The organism is Paenarthrobacter nitroguajacolicus, assembly GCF_029952445.1.
Taxonomy (GTDB): Bacteria; Actinomycetota; Actinomycetes; order Actinomycetales; family Micrococcaceae; genus Arthrobacter; species Arthrobacter nitroguajacolicus_B.
Window position 1 is genome coordinate 165,911 of the sequence record NZ_JAQPPK010000006.1, and the last position, 20,629, is coordinate 186,539.

21 protein-coding genes are annotated in these 20,629 nt (G+C 60.9%); 1 reads left to right on the forward strand and 20 read right to left on the reverse strand.

The features are described 5' to 3' along the window. Positions 1-258: 258 nt before the first annotated feature. A complete protein-coding gene (locus PJL15_RS06135) occupies positions 259-462 on the forward strand; it encodes a cold-shock protein (RefSeq protein WP_018776337.1) in 204 nt (67 codons plus the stop codon). Between the two features lie 176 nt (positions 463-638). On the opposite strand, the gene PJL15_RS06140 is transcribed toward PJL15_RS06135, so the two are convergent. From PJL15_RS06140 to rho, 20 genes are all read right to left on the reverse strand, one after another. Then, positions 639-3,155 (reverse strand): DUF2156 domain-containing protein, encoded by a 2,517-nt coding sequence (locus PJL15_RS06140; RefSeq protein WP_281450327.1) that lies wholly within the window; start codon positions 3,153-3,155, stop codon positions 639-641. Next, positions 3,137-3,937, reverse strand: a complete 801-nt coding sequence (locus PJL15_RS22625; protein ID WP_348651475.1) for an alpha/beta hydrolase — start codon at positions 3,935-3,937, stop codon at positions 3,137-3,139. The genes PJL15_RS06140 and PJL15_RS22625 overlap by 19 nt, the downstream gene beginning before the upstream one ends. A gap of 502 nt (positions 3,938-4,439) precedes the next feature. Next, complete coding sequence (locus PJL15_RS06150; protein WP_281450306.1) at positions 4,440-4,871, reverse strand: DUF2550 domain-containing protein; 432 nt, start codon at positions 4,869-4,871, stop codon at positions 4,440-4,442. 10 nt (positions 4,872-4,881) lie between these two features. After that, a complete protein-coding gene (locus PJL15_RS06155) occupies positions 4,882-5,166 on the reverse strand; it encodes a F0F1 ATP synthase subunit epsilon (RefSeq protein ID WP_018776341.1) in 285 nt (94 codons plus the stop codon). A 1-nt stretch (position 5,167) separates the two neighbouring features. Beyond that, positions 5,168-6,619 carry a F0F1 ATP synthase subunit beta gene (gene atpD / locus PJL15_RS06160; protein WP_281450307.1) on the reverse strand — a complete coding sequence of 484 codons (1,452 nt, stop codon included), beginning with the start codon at positions 6,617-6,619 and terminating at the stop codon, positions 5,168-5,170. Between the two features lie 84 nt (positions 6,620-6,703). Beyond that, positions 6,704-7,594: a F0F1 ATP synthase subunit gamma gene (locus tag PJL15_RS06165; protein WP_281450308.1), complete on the reverse strand. Its 891-nt coding sequence runs from the start codon at positions 7,592-7,594 to the stop codon at positions 6,704-6,706. Between the two features lie 76 nt (positions 7,595-7,670). After that, the gene (gene atpA, locus PJL15_RS06170) at positions 7,671-9,308 is read right to left on the reverse strand and encodes a F0F1 ATP synthase subunit alpha (RefSeq protein WP_281450328.1); all 1,638 of its coding nucleotides are present in this window, start codon (positions 9,306-9,308) and stop codon (positions 7,671-7,673) included. Between the two features lie 85 nt (positions 9,309-9,393). Beyond that, positions 9,394-10,221, reverse strand: a complete 828-nt coding sequence (locus tag PJL15_RS06175) for a F0F1 ATP synthase subunit delta (protein ID WP_281450309.1) — start codon at positions 10,219-10,221, stop codon at positions 9,394-9,396. Beyond that, the gene (locus tag PJL15_RS06180) at positions 10,221-10,778 is read right to left on the reverse strand and encodes a F0F1 ATP synthase subunit B (protein ID WP_281450310.1); all 558 of its coding nucleotides are present in this window, start codon (positions 10,776-10,778) and stop codon (positions 10,221-10,223) included. The genes PJL15_RS06175 and PJL15_RS06180 overlap by 1 nt, the downstream gene beginning before the upstream one ends. A 49-nt stretch (positions 10,779-10,827) precedes the next feature. Next, positions 10,828-11,046, reverse strand: coding sequence for an ATP synthase F0 subunit C (gene atpE, locus PJL15_RS06185; RefSeq protein WP_011775261.1), 219 nt, complete (start codon positions 11,044-11,046; stop codon positions 10,828-10,830). Between the two features lie 81 nt (positions 11,047-11,127). After that, on the reverse strand, positions 11,128-11,928 hold the full coding sequence (gene atpB, locus PJL15_RS06190) for a F0F1 ATP synthase subunit A (protein ID WP_281450311.1): 801 nt from the start codon (positions 11,926-11,928) through the stop codon (positions 11,128-11,130). Positions 11,929-12,009: 81 nt separating this feature from the next. Beyond that, on the reverse strand, positions 12,010-12,345 hold the full coding sequence (locus PJL15_RS06195) for a hypothetical protein (protein WP_281450312.1): 336 nt from the start codon (positions 12,343-12,345) through the stop codon (positions 12,010-12,012). Continuing rightward, positions 12,332-12,823 (reverse strand): hypothetical protein, encoded by a 492-nt coding sequence (locus PJL15_RS06200; protein WP_281450313.1) that lies wholly within the window; start codon positions 12,821-12,823, stop codon positions 12,332-12,334. Before PJL15_RS06200 ends, PJL15_RS06195 begins: the two co-directional genes overlap by 14 nt. A gap of 118 nt (positions 12,824-12,941) precedes the next feature. Continuing rightward, positions 12,942-14,057: an MraY family glycosyltransferase gene (locus PJL15_RS06205; RefSeq protein WP_281450314.1), complete on the reverse strand. Its 1,116-nt coding sequence runs from the start codon at positions 14,055-14,057 to the stop codon at positions 12,942-12,944. A 233-nt stretch (positions 14,058-14,290) separates the two neighbouring features. After that, entirely contained in the window at positions 14,291-15,247 is a 957-nt protein-coding gene (locus tag PJL15_RS06210; protein ID WP_281450315.1) for a glycosyltransferase, read from the reverse strand. Then, on the reverse strand, positions 15,248-16,033 hold the full coding sequence (locus tag PJL15_RS06215) for a WecB/TagA/CpsF family glycosyltransferase (protein ID WP_281450316.1): 786 nt from the start codon (positions 16,031-16,033) through the stop codon (positions 15,248-15,250). Then, positions 16,030-16,884, reverse strand: coding sequence for an L-threonylcarbamoyladenylate synthase (locus PJL15_RS06220; protein ID WP_281450317.1), 855 nt, complete (start codon positions 16,882-16,884; stop codon positions 16,030-16,032). Before PJL15_RS06220 ends, PJL15_RS06215 begins: the two co-directional genes overlap by 4 nt. A 12-nt stretch (positions 16,885-16,896) precedes the next feature. Beyond that, positions 16,897-17,769, reverse strand: a complete 873-nt coding sequence (gene prmC / locus PJL15_RS06225) for a peptide chain release factor N(5)-glutamine methyltransferase (protein WP_281450318.1) — start codon at positions 17,767-17,769, stop codon at positions 16,897-16,899. A gap of 43 nt (positions 17,770-17,812) precedes the next feature. Then, positions 17,813-18,886: a peptide chain release factor 1 gene (gene prfA / locus PJL15_RS06230; RefSeq protein ID WP_281450319.1), complete on the reverse strand. Its 1,074-nt coding sequence runs from the start codon at positions 18,884-18,886 to the stop codon at positions 17,813-17,815. A gap of 192 nt (positions 18,887-19,078) precedes the next feature. Further along, positions 19,079-20,629 (reverse strand): transcription termination factor Rho (rho, locus tag PJL15_RS06235; protein WP_281450320.1); only part of this gene is annotated, 1,551 nt, incomplete at its 5' end.

Below are 20,629 nucleotides of genomic sequence, written 5' to 3' on the forward strand. Positions count from 1 at the left end.
GCACCCAGCGCCGCGTTACCTTCTTTTTACCTAAATTTTTCCCGAATTACCCAAAACACCGTTGACCTCCGGCAGGGCACATGAAAGTGTTGTAGCAGTCTTTGTGTAGGTGGTTTTCATGCTCGCAAGACGAGTTGCGAGCGTGAAGCTCCTGCGAATCCAGCCAGGCCCGCCTGGAAAGGAATTCAGGTCTTCTCGCGGAGTAACAAGGCCGGTACGAAGTGTATCGGACTGAAGTTCCATAATGAGGAGAAATACATGGCACTGGGAACCGTCAAGTGGTTCAACGCTGAAAAGGGCTTCGGCTTCATCACCCCGGATGACTCGGATGGGGACGTTTTCGTTCACTACTCCGAGATCCAGACCGGTGGATTCAAGACCCTCGATGAGAACCAGCGCGTTCAGTTCGAGATCGGCCAGGGCGCCAAGGGCCCGCAGGCCACCGGCGTTACCGTCGTCTAGTCTTACCCGTTGATTTCTGCTTCCCGCAGAAGCGACAAACGCGTTGACCCCGGCTTTCGAGCCGGGGTCAACGTGTTTAAGCACGGCAATACCTCAGCCCCTGACCCTATTACGACAGTGGGTGTTACTAATCATGAAGAAAGACAACAACGCGTCAGGATAAAAGGATTGAAAATTCAACCAACCAAAGTCCGCAGCAGCCTTGCAGAATGACGAACGGACAAGCCCGGTAGGTATGCCCGGCTCAGTGCGCGTCCCATTGCCGGCAAGTGGAGCGGGTCCTGGTAATACATGTACAAGGTCCTGTACTCAGGTTGGAATCGTGACTTAAAGGACGCCAGCGACCTAAACCCATAAACGGGTTCCAAGGCTTGCCCGACAACGTCCAGCAAACCGGCCAAGCCTTTGGCCTGTTGTTCAATCTCGCCCTTCTCCCGGGCCAGCGGCGAGCCCGACAAAGAAATCACTTCCACCGATTCGCGCAAGTGGAGAACAGCCGAGGCAATCAGGAACTCCATCACGCCGGGAAAGGCATCGCCGCGCCGACGCATGAAGTCCAGGGTCCAGCTGACCACCTTCCCGTCCTCAAAGACCGGCAGCCAACTGGTCACACCGTAGACGAAGCCGGCTTCGTCCACCGCCACCCCACACAACACCTCGTCATCCTCGAGTTCATCCAGGCCACCCAAGGTGAAGCCCATCTCGGGAATCTTCTTCTGGGCTGCCCATTCCTCCGAGACCTCACTGATCTGGGCGCGCATCCCGTGCGGCAGTTCGGAGAATCGGCTCCATCGTGCAGTGATGCCCAACTTGGAAGCACGGTTCAGGGAGGTTCTGACGTTTTGCCATTCTTTGCCCCGGAATTCCAAGTCCCGGATCCGTAACCGCGTTTCCTGCGCGACGGCCACCCGGCGGAAGCCGCGCGCCTGCAGCATGGGCCATAGCTCGTCGGTACAGGAGTACAAGCACGGGATCAGGGCATGCTGTGAGCAGTACCCCAGGAAACCGGTAGCTGTCGCCGTATGATTCCGGGCCGGTCCGAGCGGACCCGCCAATGTCAACGCCACATGCCCGTGCTGCTGGTAGGCCACTCCCCCGGTACGGTCCGGAGTGAACCAATACTTGTTCGGTTCCCACAGCGCCATCCACGACAAAGAATCGCCACCGGCCTTTACCAGGCTGCGGGCTTGCTCGCGCGCTTGGTGACTACGTCCTCCGGTGTGGTGCCCGCGGACGAAAAGTATCCATACCCCCACCAAAGCGACCAGCCAGAACACCGTGCCGGAATAAGAGAAGAGGAAGACTTCAAGGACGTCACGCTCGGCAAAGACCTTCCGGTAAACCCCGGGAAGGGGAACGGGAAGGTACTGCCTGGCGAGCTCCGCTGCCAGACCGAGCAGTCCTCCGTCCCTGGACATTCCGCCCGAGGAAAGCCACACGATGCTGTAGGCCAGGCCAAGCCCCACCCCTGTCAGGCCAACGAACCAGAACACCCTTCGCCGGAGACGCTCCGAGGAGACAACCCGGAAATGACCCCGGCAAGCGAACAGGAGCACCGCGAGAATTAGAGGAACCAGCACCAGCGGAATGAGGTGGACTACCGCCGAGTTCATCATCCCCACGTGGGAGCGGCCCTGCGGCCTCGGGATGGTGGCAAAAAGACCAAGGTAGACAGTCGACAACGCCACCACTACCAATTGCACACCGATAGCTATCCCCAGGGCCAGCCGTCGTCCCCTCCGCATTCCGTCAGCGCAGATCAGGAGCAGCACCACGGGCACGACTGCCAAGGCCAGGCCAAAGGGGCCAGTGTAGCCTTGCCGGACAGCTTCCAGGCAGGAAGCATCGATGCTTCCCCCGCAGTTGCTCTCAAGCTGGCCCAACGTAGGTATGGGATTGAGAATGACGTCCCGGAGCAAAGCCAGCGGACCTGACGGGCTCTTGGCCGCAGCGGTCACAATGGGTCCGACGGCAAAAATTGCCATCGTCAAAGACAACAGGTTCCGTACTTCCCTGCCTGTGGACCTGTGCAGGTGTAGATGACCTTGATTGCTTTGCGTCCACCAACCGGCCGCAAGACCAATCAGCGCTCCCAGGAAGCCCACCACGGTTTCCGCGTGGCCCACGTACAGCAGCAGGAGCAAGGAGATGGAGAGAACCACCGTCCGCAGTCGCCGTTGCCAGAGCATGGGAAGCAGCGCGCTGGCGGCCAAACTCGTGGCCAGGATGGCGGCATACGGTCCAATCAGGCGGGTTTCAGCCATTCGGGCCAGCCAGCCGTCGTCCGAAGACCGGGCCACTTGGGTGACCAACAAGAACGCAGACACACTGGCAAACTGGCTGCCAAAGAACACAGCCGCCGTTTTCAGCGATCCCAACCGTCGTTCTGCGAGGCCCAGGAGGAACAGGATCATCAGGACAGCGGTGACATAGGCCAACGGGTTGGTGGTAAAGAACAGCGAAGTCCAGATGGACCACCATTCGCCGGCTTTCAGACCGTTCAGGCTTACCCCTGCCACGCTTAGCCAGGAGTCGGGTGGCCCACTGACAAAACTGCCGGAAGCGATGGACACGGCCACGAACAGCCCGAGAACACCCACTGTGAAGGGAGTTCCCCGCACATGCTTTCCAGCCTGGTTCAAGGCCGGAAGGATGACACCCTTTACCGCAAGGCTCACTTCTGCAGCCCCCAGCGGATGGCCAGGAACTCAAGGCCCTCCGGCATCCCCCGGACCACGGCATCCCAGGAATGGCCCGCATTCCGGATCGTGTGTTCTTCGGTGTGCATGCCTGCGCTCTTGGCGGCTTCGGCAAGTTCGTGCATGTAGTTGGTGAATTCGTTGTCGGTGGCGCCTGCCGCAAAGTACACGCCACTGCCTGCGAAGTTGCGTTCCCGCATCAACACCAAAGGCGTCCTTGATTCGAAAGCCGCCACATCGCCGTCGAACGAGTCTGCGATTGTCTTGTTCCTGTCCTTGGCCAAGGCGGGTTCCCGTTCTGCGGAGAAGGCCAGCACCGAGGGAAAAATTTCAGGGTGTTCCGTTCCCATCTGCATGGCACATGTTCCGCCAAAGGAGAATCCGCCCACGGCCCACTGTTTATGATCGGTGGAAACGTCCAGGGTTTGCGAAATCCAGGCGGTGACATCCTGGGAAAGGTACGTGTCCGCAGGGGCTATCCGGCTGTCCATGCACATGGTGTTGGCGCTGCTGGATCCATTCGGATCAACTACTACGGTGACCGGGGCGATACCTCCGTGGGCCTCGGCAAATCGGTCAAGTTGGGCCCGCAACTGCCCGCCGGTCAACCAGTCTGCGGGACCGCCTGGTTGTCCTGCGAAGAGCACCAGCACGGGCAGGATTGGACGGGGCGAGGCCTGATACGCCGGTGGCAGATAGACGAAAGCGTCCCGCGCGCTGAATCCGGACACTGTCCCGGGGATGGCGGCTTTGCGCAGGATGCCATTTGCGGGCATTGAGTCCGGGGCTTTCCACGCGGACGGCAGGGGCCCGGGGCGGTGTTGGCGGAGCGTTTGAGGCCCTGTTCAAGGGGCTGGATGCGCGCGACGGACGTACCTAAAAGGTCGGCCACCGTGTTGTTCAAACCGAAGTAGAGGTTCACCTGGACCACACTCAGCAAAATAACGCCCAGCATGGCCAGCACACTGAGCACGCGGCCCCGCCCGGAATTATGGGCAAACCGGGCAACACCAAGCAGAATGGCCGCCACGGCCGGCACGGACCACGCCACCGTTTCGAACGGAAGGTTTTCCGAGAACACCGCCATAAGGTCCACCAGGATCCAGTGCACCAGGGTCACCAAACCGATGGCGACCAGCAAGGAGCCCACGACCACCAGGATCCAGGACCGCCGACGTCGCCAGAGGAGGTAGGCTCCCCCAACCACTCCGCAGGCGATACTGATCCACAGGAAGGGCCCAGCTACAAGGCTGACGTCCAAAAGGAAGTCCATAACGCCTAACGCCAGGTACCGACGCCGATGACCGGCCCGGCCTCCAGCCAAGAGGAGAGTCCGGCATAAGCGTCGAAGTTCATGGCCAGCATGAACTTCTTGCCCTCGTACTGCAGTTCAACCACCACGACGCCGGGCTGCACCCTGACGAGCTCGTCCTCCGTCGGTTGGCGGCGGCCCAGGAGCTCCAGCGAGCTGCGTTTGAACTTGTGTTTGGGAACAACGCTCAAGGACATCAAGCGGAACCACTCAAGATCATTGTCCTGATAACGACAAACCCCCATCTGCCAGCTGTTTCCAGCCGTGCAAATGGAGGCGTCGATCGTGCCGAGGGCGCGCCGCAGATTGAAGCGGCGCACCCCCAGGAGGCACAGTGAAATGATCAGCAACGTGAACGCTGTTGCCAAGGCGATGAACGGAATAAGGGAATCGTCCATCAAGGTCGTGCTATCGGATCCCCGCTGTAGCCGCTTCGCCCAGTTTGGCGTTGTCAGCAACAATGACCACGCGATCGTTGTCCACGGAGAAGAATCCACCGTCAACAACTACTGCAATCCGGTCACCGGAAACCGGCTGGATTGCCAGCTCACCCTCGGCCATGATGGCCAGAAGGGGCGAGTGGCCCGGCAGGATTCCGATTTCACCATCGCTGGTGCGGGCCTTCACCATCTTGGCCGCTCCGGACCACACGAAGTGGTCCGCCGCGACAATCTCAACCTCGAGCTCAGCCATACTACTTGGTCTGTTCCTGGATCTTGGCCCAGTTGCGCTCGACGTCATCCAGGCCGCCGACGTTGAAGAACGCCTGCTCTGCGATGTGGTCCAGCTCGCCGTCGCAAATAGCGGTGAAGCCTTCAACGGTGTCCTTGATGGACACAGTGGAGCCTTCGACGCCGGTGAACTGCTTGGCGGTGTAGGTGTTCTGGGAGAGGAACTGCTGGATACGACGTGCGCGCGACACGACGATCTTGTCCTCTTCAGAAAGTTCGTCAACACCGAGGATGGCGATGATGTCCTGGAGTTCCTTGTTCTTCTGCAGGATCTGCTTGACACGTACAGCCGTGTTGTAGTGATCCTTGCCGATGTACTGGGGGTCCAGAATACGGGAAGTCGACGTCAGCGGGTCAACGGCCGGGTACAGACCACGGGAGGCGATTTCACGGGAAAGTTCCGTGGTCGCGTCGAGGTGTGCGAAGGTCGTGGCCGGAGCCGGGTCGGTGTAGTCATCAGCCGGCACGTAGATGGCCTGCATCGACGTGATGGAGTGACCCTTGGTGGAGGTGATGCGCTCCTGGAGCAGACCCATCTCATCAGCAAGGTTCGGCTGGTAGCCCACGGCGGACGGCATGCGGCCGAGCAGCGTGGAAACTTCCGAGCCTGCCTGCGTGAAGCGGAAGATGTTGTCGATGAAGAGCAGCACGTCCTGGTTCTGGACATCGCGGAAGTACTCCGCCATGGTCAGTGCGGACAGGGCCACGCGAAGACGCGTTCCCGGCGGCTCATCCATCTGGCCGAACACAAGGGCGGTGTCCTTGAGAACGCCTGCCTCTTCCATTTCAACCCAGAGGTCGTTACCTTCACGGGTACGCTCGCCAACACCGGCGAACACGGAAGTACCACCGAAGTTGCGGGCAACACGGGTGATCATTTCCTGGATCAGAACGGTCTTGCCAACGCCGGCGCCGCCGAAGAGGCCGATCTTTCCACCCTTGATGTAAGGGGTGAGAAGGTCGATGACCTTGATGCCGGTCTCGAGCATCTCCGTGGAGCCCTCGAGGGAAGCAAAGTTCGGCGCCTTGCGGTGGATCGGCCAGTAGGCGTCGGCCTTGATCTCGGACTCTTCGACGTCCAGCGGCTTGCCGAGGACGTTGAAGATGTGGCCCTTGACGCCGTCGCCGACGGGCACGGAGATCGGAGCGCCGGAGTCCTGCACGGTGGTGCCGCGGACGAGTCCGTCGGTTGCCTGCAGGGAGATGGCGCGGACGAGGTTGTCACCCAGGTGCTGGGAGGTCTCGAACGTGATGGTCTTGGTCTGACCGTTGAGAGTGATCTCAGTGGTCAGAGCGTTGTAAATCGAGGGGATTGCGTCAGCCGGGAATTCGACGTCGACAACCGGACCAATAACACGGGCAATGCGGCCGGTGGCACCGGCCGTTGCTACGTGTTCGGTAGCAGTGGCAGTCATCTCTCTCACTTCACTCAGTAGATGGCGTGGGGTTAAGTTTATCTGTTTGTTGCAGGTAGGGCTTGGAACCGAATCCGGTGCAGGCTAGGACGCGAGTGCGTCGGCGCCGGCAACGATTTCGGAAAGCTCCTGCGTAATCTCGGCCTGGCGGGCCGTGTTGCGAAGGCGCGTGTACTTCTTGATCAGTTCCGTAGCGTTGTCACCAGCCGACTTCATGGCACGCTGGCGGGCTGCGAGCTCGGAAGCAGCGGCCTGCAGCATGGCTGCGAAGATGCGGGACTCGATGTAACGCGGAAGCAGGGCGTCAAGCACCTGTTCCGTTTCCGGTTCGAATTCGTACAACGGCAGCAGCTCGGTTTCCGAGGCTGCTTCCTCTTCGACGACCTCCAGCGGGAGCAAACGGATCACCGTGGGCTCCTGCGTCACCATGGACTTGAAACGGGTGTAAACGACGTGGATTTCGTCCACTCCACCCTCTTCAAAGTCGGTGGAGAAGTCTTCGAGAAGAGCAGCTCCGACTTCCTGCGCGGTTTCGAATTCCGGTGCGTCCGTGCCGCCGGTCCATACGCGGGCGTAGGAACGGTTGCGGAAATCGAAGTACGCCTGCGCCTTGCGGCCAACGAGGTACGCCTTGACTTCCTTGCCTTCTGCGTGAAGAAGCTCTGTGAGACCTTCAGCCTGCTTGAGCACGCTTGCGGAGTAGGATCCTGCAAGGCCGCGGTCCGATGTGATGATCAGGACGGCGGCGCGGCGGATCTGCTCCGGCTCGGTGGTCAGCGGGTGGTCGATTTCGCTCTGAGTTGCGACAGCAGAAACGGCGCGGGTAATCGCGTTTGCGTAGGGCAGTGAAGCTGCTACGCGGGCGCGGGCCTTACCAATGCGCGAGGTAGCGATCAGTTCCATCGCCTTGAAGATCTTGCGCATCGACGTCGTCGAGCTGATCTTCTGACGGTAGACCCGAATCTGGGCTCCCATACTTATCCTTTCCTAAGTTCCCGATGTGCTGCCCTGCCGGGGTCCTTGCGGACCCCGGCAGGGCAGGTTTTCGGAACTAGCGCTTCTGCTTGACGATCTTTTCCTGGTCGACGTCGCCGCCGGAGATCGCTGCGTGCTCTTCGTGGCCGGCGCCAACCAGGTGGTTGTCGCCCTCGCCGAAGAAGCCCTTCTTGAAGGAAACAATGGCTTCCTTCAGAGCTGCAGCGGTGTCGTCATCCAAAACGTTGGTCTGAGCCAGCGTGGTCAGGATGGAGGACTTGTGCGCCAGGTGCTCCAGGAACTCGGACTCGAAGCGGCTGATGTCCTCAACCGGAACGTCGTCCAGGTAACCGTTGGTACCGGCCCAGATGGATACGACCTGGTTCTCCACCGGGAACGGCGAGTACTGGCCCTGCTTCAGCAGTTCCATCAGGCGTGCGCCACGGGTCAGCTGCTGACGGGAAGCAGCATCCAGGTCAGAGGCGAACATGGCGAATGCCTGCATGTCGCGGTACTGTGCCAGGTCCAGCTTCAAGGTACCGGAGACCTTCTTCATGGACTTGACCTGTGCAGCACCACCAACGCGGGAGACAGACACACCAACGTCAACAGCGGGACGCTGGTTGGCGTTGAAGAGGTCCGACTGCAGGAAGATCTGGCCATCGGTGATGGAGATCACGTTGGTCGGGATGTAGGCGGAGACGTCGTTTGCCTTGGTCTCAACGATCGGCAGACCGGTCATCGAACCTGCACCAAGCTCGTCGGAGAGCTTTGCGCAACGCTCCAGCAGGCGGGAGTGCAAGTAGAAGACGTCACCCGGGTAGGCTTCGCGTCCCGGCGGACGACGCAGCAGCAGGGAGACGGCACGGTAGGCTTCGGCCTGCTTGGACAGGTCATCGAAGATCACCAGAACGTGCTTGCCGCCGTACATCCAGTGCTGGCCGATGGCCGAGCCTGCGTACGGTGCCAGGTACTTGAAGCCAGCGGGGTCCGAAGCCGGAGACGCCACAATGGTGGTGTACTCCAGTGCGCCGTGGTCCTCAAGGGTCTGGCGGACGGCTGCGATGGTGGAAGCCTTCTGGCCGACACCAACGTAGACGCAACGAACCTGCTTGGTGACATCACCGGAAGCCCAGTTGGCCTTCTGGTTGATGATGGTGTCGACGGCGATTGCCGTCTTGCCGGTCTGACGGTCACCAATGATCAGCTGACGCTGGCCACGGCCGATCGGGATCATGGCGTCGATAGCCTTGAGGCCGGTCTGCATCGGTTCGTGAACCGACTTGCGCTCGGTAACACCCGGAGCCTGGAGTTCCAGTGCACGGGTGGCTTCGGCCTTGATCTCGCCGAGGTCGTCGATGGGCTGGCCCAGCGGGTCGACAACGCGACCCAGGAAGGCGTCGCCCACCGGAACGGACAGGATTTCACCGGTACGGTGAACTTCCTGGCCTTCTTCAATACCGGTGAAGTCACCGAGGATAATGACACCGATCTCGCGGACGTCAAGGTTCTGGGCCAGGCCCAGCGTGCCATCTTCGAAGCGAAGCAGCTCGTTCGCCATGACCGAGGGAAGACCCTCAACACGGGCGATGCCGTCACTTGCGGTGGTCACACGACCAACCTCTACGCGCTCTGCGTTACCGGGTTCGTAGGACGCCGCGAACTCGTTCAACGCATTACGGACGTCGTCGGCGTTGATGGTCAATTCGGCCATCTGCAGTCCCTGCTCTCCTGTTTTCGTGATCATCGTTGCTCACGATGACCGGGTTTTATATCAGTTAAGTTGTGCTTTGTCTTTGCTAGCCAGCGAGCTGACGGCGGAGTTCGGTCAGGCGGGCAATAACCGAAGCATCAAGTACTTCGTCACCTACCTGGACACGGATTCCACCGATCAGTGCGGGGTCAACGTTGACGTTGACCTTCAGTTCGCGACCGTACAGGGCATCAAGCCCGGCCTGCAGACGGCTGGCCTGCGTTTCCGTCAACGGACGGGTAACGCTGACAGTTGCAATCCAGCGCTGCTGGCGCTTGGCTGCAAGCTTGGCGAATGACTCGACGAGCTTGCTCGGCTTGACACCGCGCGGCTGCGTCACTGCCTGGCTGATGAGAACCTTTGCTTCCTCGCTGCTGCCAGGAACAAGTTTCTCGGCCAGTGCAATCTTCGCCGCAGGCGATGCCTGCGGCTCGGACAGAGCACGTTGTACTTCGTGGCTGGAGGCGACGGCCTGGTTGAAGGCAAACAGATCGTTTTCCAGCTCTTCCAGCCCCGTGATACCGGAGGCAGAAACGGCCGACTTGTTTTCAGCTACGGCAATGACCACCGTGGCGGCAAGGGTCTCGAGTGCATCGCCGATATCGCGTGCCGATGCCCAGCGTGAACTGGCCAATCCGCCTGCGATTTCAGCTGCATCAGCGGAGACTTTCCCGCCAACCAGCTGCTTGACCAACGCCGACTTCTCGTCTCCGGTGCGGGACGGGTCAGTCAGGGCGCGGCGCAAGCCAGCCGAGCTGTCCACCGTTCCCAGGATTCCGAAGAGGTCCTTAGCCAACTGCAGCGAGGCGAAGGGAAGCTTGGCTTCCAGCTGCGCCAGTGCTGTGGTCAGCGATTCGCTCGATATACCTGCCATTACTTAGCTGCACCTGCGCTCTGGGTCTCCAGATCTGCCAGGAAGCGGTCAACAACGCGGGCGGCGCGCTGGTCGTCGGTGAGTGCTTCACCAACAATGCGTCCGGCAAGCGTCGTGGCCAGGGTGCCGACCTCGGAGCGGAGCGAGACAACAGCTGCCTGGCGCTCCGATTCGATGGCTGCGTGTGCCTGCTCGGTGATGCGTGCAGACTCTGCAGCAGCCTTGGCCTTCAGGTCCGCGAGGATCTGTGCGCCTTCGGCGCGTGCTTCTTCGCGGATGCGGTTGGCTTCGGCACGGGCATCAGTGAGCTGCTGCTTGTACTCTTCCAGAGCTGCAGAGGCTTCTGCCTGAGCCGCTTCGGCCTTTGCAATGCCACCTTCGATTGCTTCGGCACGCTCTGCGAACGTCTTCTCGAACATCGGGACAACAAACTTGACCACGATGTACATGAGGACCGCAAAGCCGACGAGGACAACGCCCATTTCCCAGACATTGGGAATAAGCGGGTTGCCCTTGGCCTCGCCTTCAGTGGCGGCTGAGATGATCAGCTGATTCATATTTCACCCGTCCTATCTACTCGTGCTTGGATTCGCTTGGTTCTTAGGACTAGGAAAGAACGAAAGCGAAGACCAGGCCGAGGATGGCAAGAGCTTCAGTCAGTGCCAGGCCGAGGAACGCGATCGGCTGCAGCACACGCTGAGCTTCCGGCTGACGTGCAACACCGTTGATGTACGCGGCGAACACGAGACCCACACCGATACCACCGCCGATGGCCGAAAGACCGTAGCCGATGAGGTTGAGGGAGCCGTTGATGGTGCCTTCCATTTTTTCTTCCTTTCAAGATGCCGCCCGTGCGGCAGGTTGTTTGGGTTGCTTCATCCCCGCAAGGGGAAGTGTTTGGGAGCCTTAGTGGCTGTCGGCGTGCAGGGCGCCTTCGATGTAGATCGCAGTCAGCAGGGTGAATACGTAGGCCTGCAGTGCCATGATCAATGCCTCAAGCATGTACATGGCGATGGCACCTACGAGGACCAGGACCGATGCGCCCTTGAGCAGCACGTTCTCCTGCATGACCAGGAACTCGATGCCTGAACCGGCGAGCATCACGATCAAGTGGCCAGCCAGCATGGTCGCGAACAGACGGAGGCTGTGCGTGACAGGGCGGACCAGGAAGTTGGAGATGATTTCGATCGGAACAACGATCGGGAGGATGTACCACGGCACGCCGGACGGAACCGTAGCGAGCTTGAAGTACTTGAGTCCGTTCTTCTTCAGGCCGATCGCGATCCAGGTGACGTACACGATGCCGGCCATCACGTAGGCGCCGCCAACGTGGGAGAAGCTCGGGAGCTGGATCACCGGGATGGCGCCGTAGATGTTGTTCACCAGAATGAAGAAGAACAGGCTGAACAGCAGCGGGACGTACTTGATGAAGTCCTTGCCGCCGATGATGTCCTTGGCGATGCTGTTGCGGACGAAGCCGTAGGCCATCTCGCCTGCGAACTGCAGCTTGCCGGGAACCAGCTGCTGCTTACGTGCAGCGAGGATGAAGAATGTAGCGATAATGACGACCGAAAGAATCACCAGCAGCATCTGCTTGGAGAATCCGTCGTGCGCACCCCAAGGCAGGATTGCCGGCAGGTGCATTTCGTCGATTCCGGGTGGGGTGAAGGACCCCGAATCCTGGGCGGGGAGCGCAAGCGCGATCAACGCGTTTCCTCTCTGCTGTGTCCATCATTGGGCATTGGTTGGAATCCGGAAGCGTTGCACGCATCCATTTTCCATGTGAAATTATTTGGCATTACTGTCCCCGTCCGTGGACGGACCGCTGTCTGCGTTGCTCTCGCCAGAAGAGGAGCTTTGCCTGGTGAGGCCGTGCATATGGGAAAGATAGAACCCTCCTGCGGCTCCCAGCAGAGCGCCAAGGAGCACAATCCAGCGGGTCCCCCACAGATTATCCAGACCCCAGCCTATCAAACTCCAGAGAATGATCCCGCCAATGATGTAGCTGAAGACGGCGATGCCGGCGTTGTATCCGCCATCGCTTCCGGCCTCAGCGGTTTCATTGCGGTTGGCAGGTTGCTGAGCATTCAGCGATGGTCGGGAATACCGTTTACGCGGAGACATCCGGACCACCCTTCGGCTCGGCGGGATCGTTATAGATCTGGAGTCGGGCTTTGCTGAAACCGTAGATTTCCGCGGCCTGCCAGAAGACAACGGCTACCACCGCGCCAATCAGGAACCACCGGGCGTGGAGCCAGTCCGGCGCTCCAAGCACAAACAGCACTACAGCGAATCCGACGACCTTGATGAAATACGTCGCAACAAAGAGGCCGACAGCGCCGGAAGGATTGTTCCGGCCAACGAAGTGGCCGATCAGGAGGCTGATGCCGAAGAAAAGCATGACCAGCGCGGCACCGAATGCTGCTGAGAGCGCGCCCTGGCCGCCGTTCAAGAAGGTTGCGATCACGCAGGTGACGGCAGTACCGGCGGCCGCTGAGGCTGCACTGAGAGCCAGCAGCCGAAGCCACAGCGAAGACTGGCCGCCAACAGATCCAACAGCACGTTTACCGGACGGGCGTCCGGAATCGGCGTTGGATGTCATGGGGATACCAATCCTCGTGGCACAGGTGCCATATTCTCAAAGTGGGGTTTACGGGCGAGTGACTGTCCGCAGTAAGAATTCTACATGAGATAGAACTGTGACTCTAACCGGCCGTCATCTACTGCTGCCCCGGCCGCGTCGAGTTCCTGGTGAAGTAGGGCCACGCCGTGACTGCAGCCATGACCAGCGCAGCGGCAATCACCACGATCAGCACCACCTGCCAAGGGAACACCGCGAAGGCGACGCCACCGAAGGCCAGGATGCAGGTCCACACGTACAACATCACGACGGCGGTGCGGTGCGAGTAGCCAAGGTCCACCAGCTTGTGGTGGAGGTGCCCTCGGTCGGCCGACCACGGTGACTGTCCCCTGGCGGTTCTCCGGACAACCGCCATACCCAGGTCCAGCAGGGGAAGGGAGAGGACCGCGAAGGGCAGCAGGATGGGAACGATCGTGGGGATACCGTTGGCGCGGTCGTACAGCCCCGAACCTATTTGCCCCGTGGCGACGACGCCCGCGGAGGCCATGAGCAGACCGATCAGCATGGCCCCGGAGTCGCCCATGAAGATCTTGGCGGGGAACCAGTTGTGGGGCAGGAAGCCGAGGCAGCTGCCCACGAGTATGGCCATCAGCAGTGTCGCGAGGTCCGAGTTGTCCGTGGATGGGTTGTTCCGGTGGACCCAGTAGGCAGTGAGGAAGAACGCTCCGCCACCGATGATGGCCACTCCAGCCGCCAAACCGTCCAGTCCGTCAATGAAGTTGACGGCATTCATGGTGGTGACGATCAAGCCCGCTGTGAGGACAATCTGGACCACTTCGGAGTCGAGAAATATGGGGTCGGGAATGAACGGCACCACGGACATCCGCACGCCCCAAATGGCCACGATGAAAGCAGCCGCGCCCTGCCCGAGAAGTTTGATCCACCAGCGGATGTCAAGGATGTCGTCAGCTACCCCCACGGCCACGATCACTACGGCACCGGCCAGGATCCCCCACGGCGCATCGTTGTGCCTGAAGATGTCCTTGACGAAGAACGAATTGGACGCCACCACCAGTGCGGCGAAAAAGCCTACGAAGATCCCCAGGCCACCAAGCTTGGAAATCAGGGCGGAATGCATGTCACGGCTTCGAATGGGCTGGTACAAGCGAAGCTTGTTTCCAACAACGCGGGCGCCCCAGGTCCCCGCGTAAGCCACTATGGCAGCTGTCAGTGCCATCAGCAGGTACATGATCACGGGGCGACTCCCGGATGCGCTGCAAAGAGGGGCGACTCAGGGCAGCTCGGGGTGTGGAATTCTGTCTGTGGATAAATGGAACTACTCCGTCGCCATGCCTGCACCGGCTGTGCCGAATGTTGCGGGATTTTTCGTGGACTCTAGTCACGATACTAATGCCAATGGCCGTGACCACCCTCTGACGCAGCCGCAAGGCCGCAGCTTGATTTCGCTGGGCCCGGGCTGCCTGGTTGCTACCGGACAGGCTCCCGCACATCACGCAAGGAGTAGATTCCGTCAAGTACTTGCTCGTTGGAACGCGGCGCCTTGAGGCTGTGGCGCAGGCCCTTATAGAGCCCGCCCAACAGTACTTTGCGGTTGGAAGAGGCAGCGATGGTCCGGGTCCAGTTGCGCAACGAAGCTCCGGTGAACAGGATCTTCTCCCATGGCGCCAAAGCATTGGAGCGGGTGTAGACCCAGAGCTTGTTGCGCACTTCGTAATAGAAGCGTGGGCCTGGATCCGCTCCCGCGTCGCCAAAGACCTTCGTGTGGTGGTTCGCCACGGATGCATTGGTGGTCAAGGCTGTCCCCTCGCGGGAAATCCTGGCCGTGTACTCAAGATCGTCGTTCCAGATGAAGTAGTCGGCGATGGGAAGCCCATGCTGTTTGATCTCTTCGGCACGGATCAGCACTGACACAAATGAGGCGCTCCGGATCTGCGTTGCTCCGATCCGGGCAGCTGCGCTGCGGGCGTCCTCGGTCGCGCCCATCCGGGGCCGCATCCGGTTCATGGGGTGGTCCCGGCCATCGGTCCACACAACGCGGCTCGCGATGAACGCCGGAGCCTCCCCGGTTTCCTGCCGGTAGGCCTCGGAGGCATCCAGCGCTTCACGGAGCGCAGCAGGCTGCGGCTCTGTGTCGTCATCCATGATCCACACGTGGTCGGCATGGTGGTCCAGTACGGCACGTTCCATACCCACAACAAATCCCCCGGCACCGCCCACGTTGGCGCTCAAGCGAACGACGTCGGTAGGCACCGGACCTTGGTAATCCTTCAGGAATTCGGCGGTATCGTCGGTGGAGGCGTTGTCCACGACGACGATCGCGTCGGGAACCTGCGTGCCACCCGTAATTCCTTCCAAAGTGGTCTGGAGGAGTTCACGCCGGTTGAAGGTCACTACGACAGCGACCACGACAGCTTGGGACGTCATTTAATTGCCTTTGGTCTTGGATGGTTGGAAACGGCGCCGAAGCAGCAGGCCGGCCAGCTTCCAAGGTTCAACGAAAACTCTGTAGGCGACCCTGCCGGGATGCAGCACCAGGCGCCAGGCCCATTCAAGGCCCAAGCGGCCCAACCAACGGGGGGCAAGCTTTTGGACGCCGGCAAGCTGTTCTATCGCTCCCCCGACCGCACAGTAGACCGCGGGTGGAAACTGTTCGAGTCGGCGATGCAGGACCGTTTCCTGAAGGGGCATCCCCAGCCCCAGCAAAACGAGTTGGGGCCGGAACAAGTTCAGCCAGTCCAGCACGGCAACTTCCAAGGCCTCATCCCAGGCTTCGCCTGGCATTCCCTCCACGCTTGCCCCTGGAACGATTGAAGCCAATGCGGAAACTGCCTTGGTATTGGCCTCACGGCCCGCGCCGATGACCGCAATCCTCTGCAACCCGGAAATCTTTCCGAGTTCAGGAATCCAGTCCATGGAACCGAGCCGGTAGGCCATGGTTCCCTCACCAATGGGCTGCAGTTGCCGTTTGTGGGCCAATCCCCACAGCATGGCTACAGGAGCACCATCAAGGAGGACGATCGAGCTGTTCTCATAGACCGAGCGAACATCGGACCGTGAATGCATCAAGGTGACGCTGTGGAGATTGTGTCCTACAACAGTGCTGGTGGTTCCGGCCGCGAGGAGGCCACCCATGGCGTCAAGAAGTTCCTGGACGCGCATCGGAGTGGCGTCGACGTCAAGGACGGGGACGCGTTGGCGTGCTGGAATCATTCGGGCTTGGCTTCGCTGGGGGCCTCGGGCTTCACCGTTTCGGGCAGAGCTTCCTCGTTGGGCACAGCGTCTTCGTTGGGCGCAGCGTCTTCGTTGGGCACAGCCTCGCCTGCTGGCTCTGAATCCTCGACGACGGCGGCCGCCTCTGTTGCGGCTGTCGGCTCACCCTCCGCAGCGGGCGCTTCAACACTTTCGCCAATGCCGAGGATCGAGGGGACGATCTCGCGGAGGCGTTCCAGTTCGATGGCCCCCTGGCGCACTACGCGGAAGGGCGTGGACGTAGCATCAACGATCGTGGAGGGAAGCGCCGCCGTACCCTTGACCGGGCGGAAGCCGCCTTCAAGGTAGACCTCAACCGATTCGGCCAGCTGCAGTCGGGCCTCCGAAGCTGTCTGTGCGGCTTCCTGGCCCGTACGGTTTGCCGAAGATACGGCCAGCGGGCCCGTCATGCCCAGGAGGTCCAAGGCAAGGTGGTCATCAGGCATACGGAGGGCGACGGTGCCCTTTGTGTCACCAAGATCCCAGTCAAGCGAGGGCTGGGCATGCAGGATCAACGTCAGTCCCCCAGGCCAAAAAGCCTGTGCCAAGGCGCGCGCGTCGGCGGGTACCTCGGTGGCCAGCCCGTCCAAGGCATTAATGCGGGGAATCAGGACAGGAGGAGGCATCTGCCGGCTGCGTCCCTTGGAGGCGAGCAACATGGTCACGGCCAGAGGCGAAAAGGCATCGGCAGCAATCCCATAGACGGTGTCCGTGGGCATCACGATGCACTTCTTTTCGCTGATGGCGCGCTGGGCGTGCTGAAGTCCTTCAGCACGCTGGTCCTCGGAAGTGCAGTTGTAGGTTGTGGTCACAGCGCTATTCTTTCACTCATCAGGCGCGACCCTTGCCAGTATCGCGCTGGTTGCACGTTCTTTGCCGTTCAGGTCAAAGTGTGTGGTGATCTGTTGCCAACGTCCCGCGCGTTGCAGCATACCCGCGATCCACTGTGCCTGGACCTCCGCGTGTTCCATCACGAAGTAGCCCCCGGGTTTCAGGAGCCGCGCCGCAGAGGCCGCTGCCGCCGTCGGGAGTTCCATGCCGTCCGCTCCCCCACCGTACAGCGCTTCGGGAGGATCGTGGAGCGCAACCTCAGGCTCCGTGGGAATCGCATCGGCAGGAATATAGGGCGGATTTGAGACGACGACGTCGAAGGTTCCGTTATGCTCTGGCAGCGCATCCCTGAGATCGCCCTGGACAAGCGAAACCCCCAAGGGTTCAAGGTTTCTAGCTGCCCAAGCATGCGCAAACGTGCTGTATTCCACGGCGTGGACGTGGGCTCCGGGCACCTCGTGGGCGATTGAGCCCGCAATGGCGCCGGAACCTGTGCCGAGGTCCACCACTTTGGGTTCCCGCATGCCGGCCACGTGGTCGATGACCAGCTGGACTACTGATTCAGTCTCCGGCCGGGGAATGAAGACGCCGGGGCCGACGCGTAATTCGAGGTGTCGGAAATACGCGACGCCGGTGATGTGCTGCAAGGGAACACGGCTTGCCCGTTCCTGCACCAGTTCGCCGTAACCGTCGGGAGCGGCAGCGTCGCCAAGCAGCATTGCACGGAGACGGCCAAGGCCTACTCCGAGAAGGTGGTCGGCCAGCAACTCAGCGTCCACGCGCGGACTTGGTACGCCGGCGTCGGACAAAACGGCAGTAGCCTCGCGAACTGCGTCCGCGAGGCTCTGGCCTGGGTAAAACGTCATGGATTAGCCCTGATTGCTGAAGATTGAGGTGCCCTGCGACCGGCTATTCGCCGATTGCATCCAGCCGTGCCTGCTCATCGGCTTCAATCGCGGACTGAATGACCGGCTCAAGATCCCCATTCATCACGGCATCAAGGTTGTAGGCCTTGTAACCGGTGCGGTGGTCCGCAATGCGGTTTTCCGGGAAGTTGTAGGTGCGGATACGCTCCGAACGGTCCATGGTGCGGATCTGGGACTTGCGCTGCTCCGAGTTGGCGGCGTCAATCTGCTCCTGCTGGTGTGCCAGAAGGCGGGCACGAAGAACGCGCATGCCCGCTTCACGGTTCTGCAGCTGCGACTTTTCGTTCTGCATGGCCACGACAATGCCGGTGGGCAAGTGCGTGATGCGAACGGCAGAGTCGGTGGTGTTCACGGACTGGCCGCCCGGGCCGGACGAACGGTAGACGTCGATCTTGAGATCGTTCTGGTTGATTTCCAGTTCTTCGGGCTCATCGACCTCGGGAAGCACCAGGACACCGGCTGCCGAGGTGTGGATGCGGCCCTGGGATTCAGTCACGGGAACACGCTGGACGCGGTGGACGCCGCCCTCAAACTTCAACCGCGCAAAAACTCCTTGCGCGGGGTCGTTTGAGTTGCCCTTGATGGCGACGGCAACGTCCTTGTAGCCACCAAGATCGGATTCGGTGGCGGAAATCATCTCGGTCTTCCAGCCACGGGACTCGGCGTAACGCATGTACATGCGCAGAAGATCGCCGGCGAACAAGGCAGCCTCATCGCCACCTTCCCCACCCTTCACTTCAAGGATGACGTTTCGGGCATCGTCCGGATCGCGCGGGATCAGCAGGCGGCGCAACCTCTCCTGGGCCGCAGGGATCTGTTCCTCCAACTGCTCAACCTCTGCAGCAAAGTCCGGATCCTCGTCAGCCATCTCCTTGGCCGCTTCCAGATCATCATTGAGCCCGCGCCACTTGTTGTAGGCCTCCACGATGCCCTGCAGCTGCGCGGACCGCCGCCCCAACTTCCTGGCAGCAGACTGGTCGGCATAAACGGCAGGATCACTCAACTGCGCCTGAATGGCAGCATGCTCGTCAAGCAATCCCTGTACGGACTCAAACATTTTCAAACCTCTTTCGACTTCTACAAGTCTAATAACTGCAACGCGGGGTCACTTAAGGCCCATTCACTGGGCCGACATGGGCCATATCTGACCCCGCGTTGCTGTTGGGCCAGGAATTCCGTTTAAACAACGACCGCTCAAAATATGCCGGCCACGGGTGGGGCCAGCATATTTTGAGCGGTTAGAGCACAGCTATTTGTCGTTGTCCGACTTCGCTCCGAGCGTCGTCTTCTGGACCTGCATGAGGAACTCGACGTTGCTCTGCGTCTCCCGGATCTTGTTGGTTAGCAGCTCAAGGCTCTGCTGCTGCTCCAGGCCGGAAAGGACGCGGCGCAGCTTCCACATGATCTTGACCTCTTCAGGCGAGAGCAGGTTCTCTTCGCGGCGCGTGCCGGAGGCGTTGACGTCCACAGCCGGGAAGATGCGCTTGTCCGCCAGCTGGCGGGACAGGCGGAGCTCCATGTTGCCGGTGCCCTTGAACTCTTCGAAGATGACCTCGTCCATCTTCGAGCCGGTCTCAACCAGGGCTGTTGCCAGGATGGTCAGCGAGCCACCGTTTTCGATGTTGCGGGCTGCGCCGAAGAACCGCTTGGGCGGGTACAGGGCTGCGGAGTCCACGCCACCGGAGAGGATGCGGCCCGAAGCCGGTGCTGCCAGGTTGTAGGCGCGGCCCAGGCGGGTCATCGAGTCCAGGAGGACTACAACATCCATGCCCATTTCCACGAGGCGCTTGGCGCGTTCGATGGAGAGTTCGGCAACCGTGGTGTGGTCATCGGCCGGACGGTCGAAGGTGGAAGCAATGACTTCACCCTTGACCGTGCGCTGCATGTCCGTGACTTCTTCGGGACGTTCGTCAACCAGCACCATCATGAGGTGGACCTCAGGGTTGTTGGTGGTGATTGCGTTCGCGATGGACTGCAGGATGAGCGTCTTGCCGGCCTTCGGCGGGGAGACGATCAGGCCACGCTGGCCCTTGCCGATCGGAGCCACGAGGTCGATGACACGCGGGCCAATCTTCTTGGGGTCCGTTTCCAGGCGCAGGCGCTCGGACGGGTACAAGGGAACGAGCTTTGCGAACTCGACGCGGTCCTTGAGTTCCTCCGGAGTCTTGCCGTTGACCGAAGTTACGCGAACCAGCGCGTTGAACTTCTGTCGGGCCGACTGCTGGCTGCGGTCTTCACCGTCACGCGGTGCGCGGATGGCACCAACAACGGCATCGCCCTTGCGGAGGTTGTACTTCTTGACCTGTGCCAGGGAGACATAGACGTCGTTCGCGCCGGGGAGGTAGCCGGAGGTACGGATGAACGCGTAGTTCTCCAGTACATCCAGGATGCCTGCCACGGGCAGCAGGACGTCGTCCTCGGTGACCTCGACGTCGTCAACGTCCGGTCCCTGCGCGCGGCCACGACGGCGTTCGTTGCGGTCGCGGAAACGGTCACTGCGGGTGTTGCCGTCACGGCTGTCCTGACCGCCGCGGCGGTCGCTCCGGTCGTTCTGGTCGTTGCGGTCACGACGGTTGCGGCGATTACGGCGGTTGCCGGTGTCGTCGCCGTCGTTGTTGTCTTCACGGCGTCCACGGGTGTTGTCGCGGCGTTCGCGCTGCTGGTCACCCGAGTCGGACTGCTCGCGCTGCTCACGCTGTTCCGTGCGGTCAGTGCGCTGCTCACGCTGCTCGGCGCGGTCAGTGCGCTGCTCGCGCTGCTCACGCTGTTCCGTGCGGTCAGTGCGCTGCTCACGCTGCTC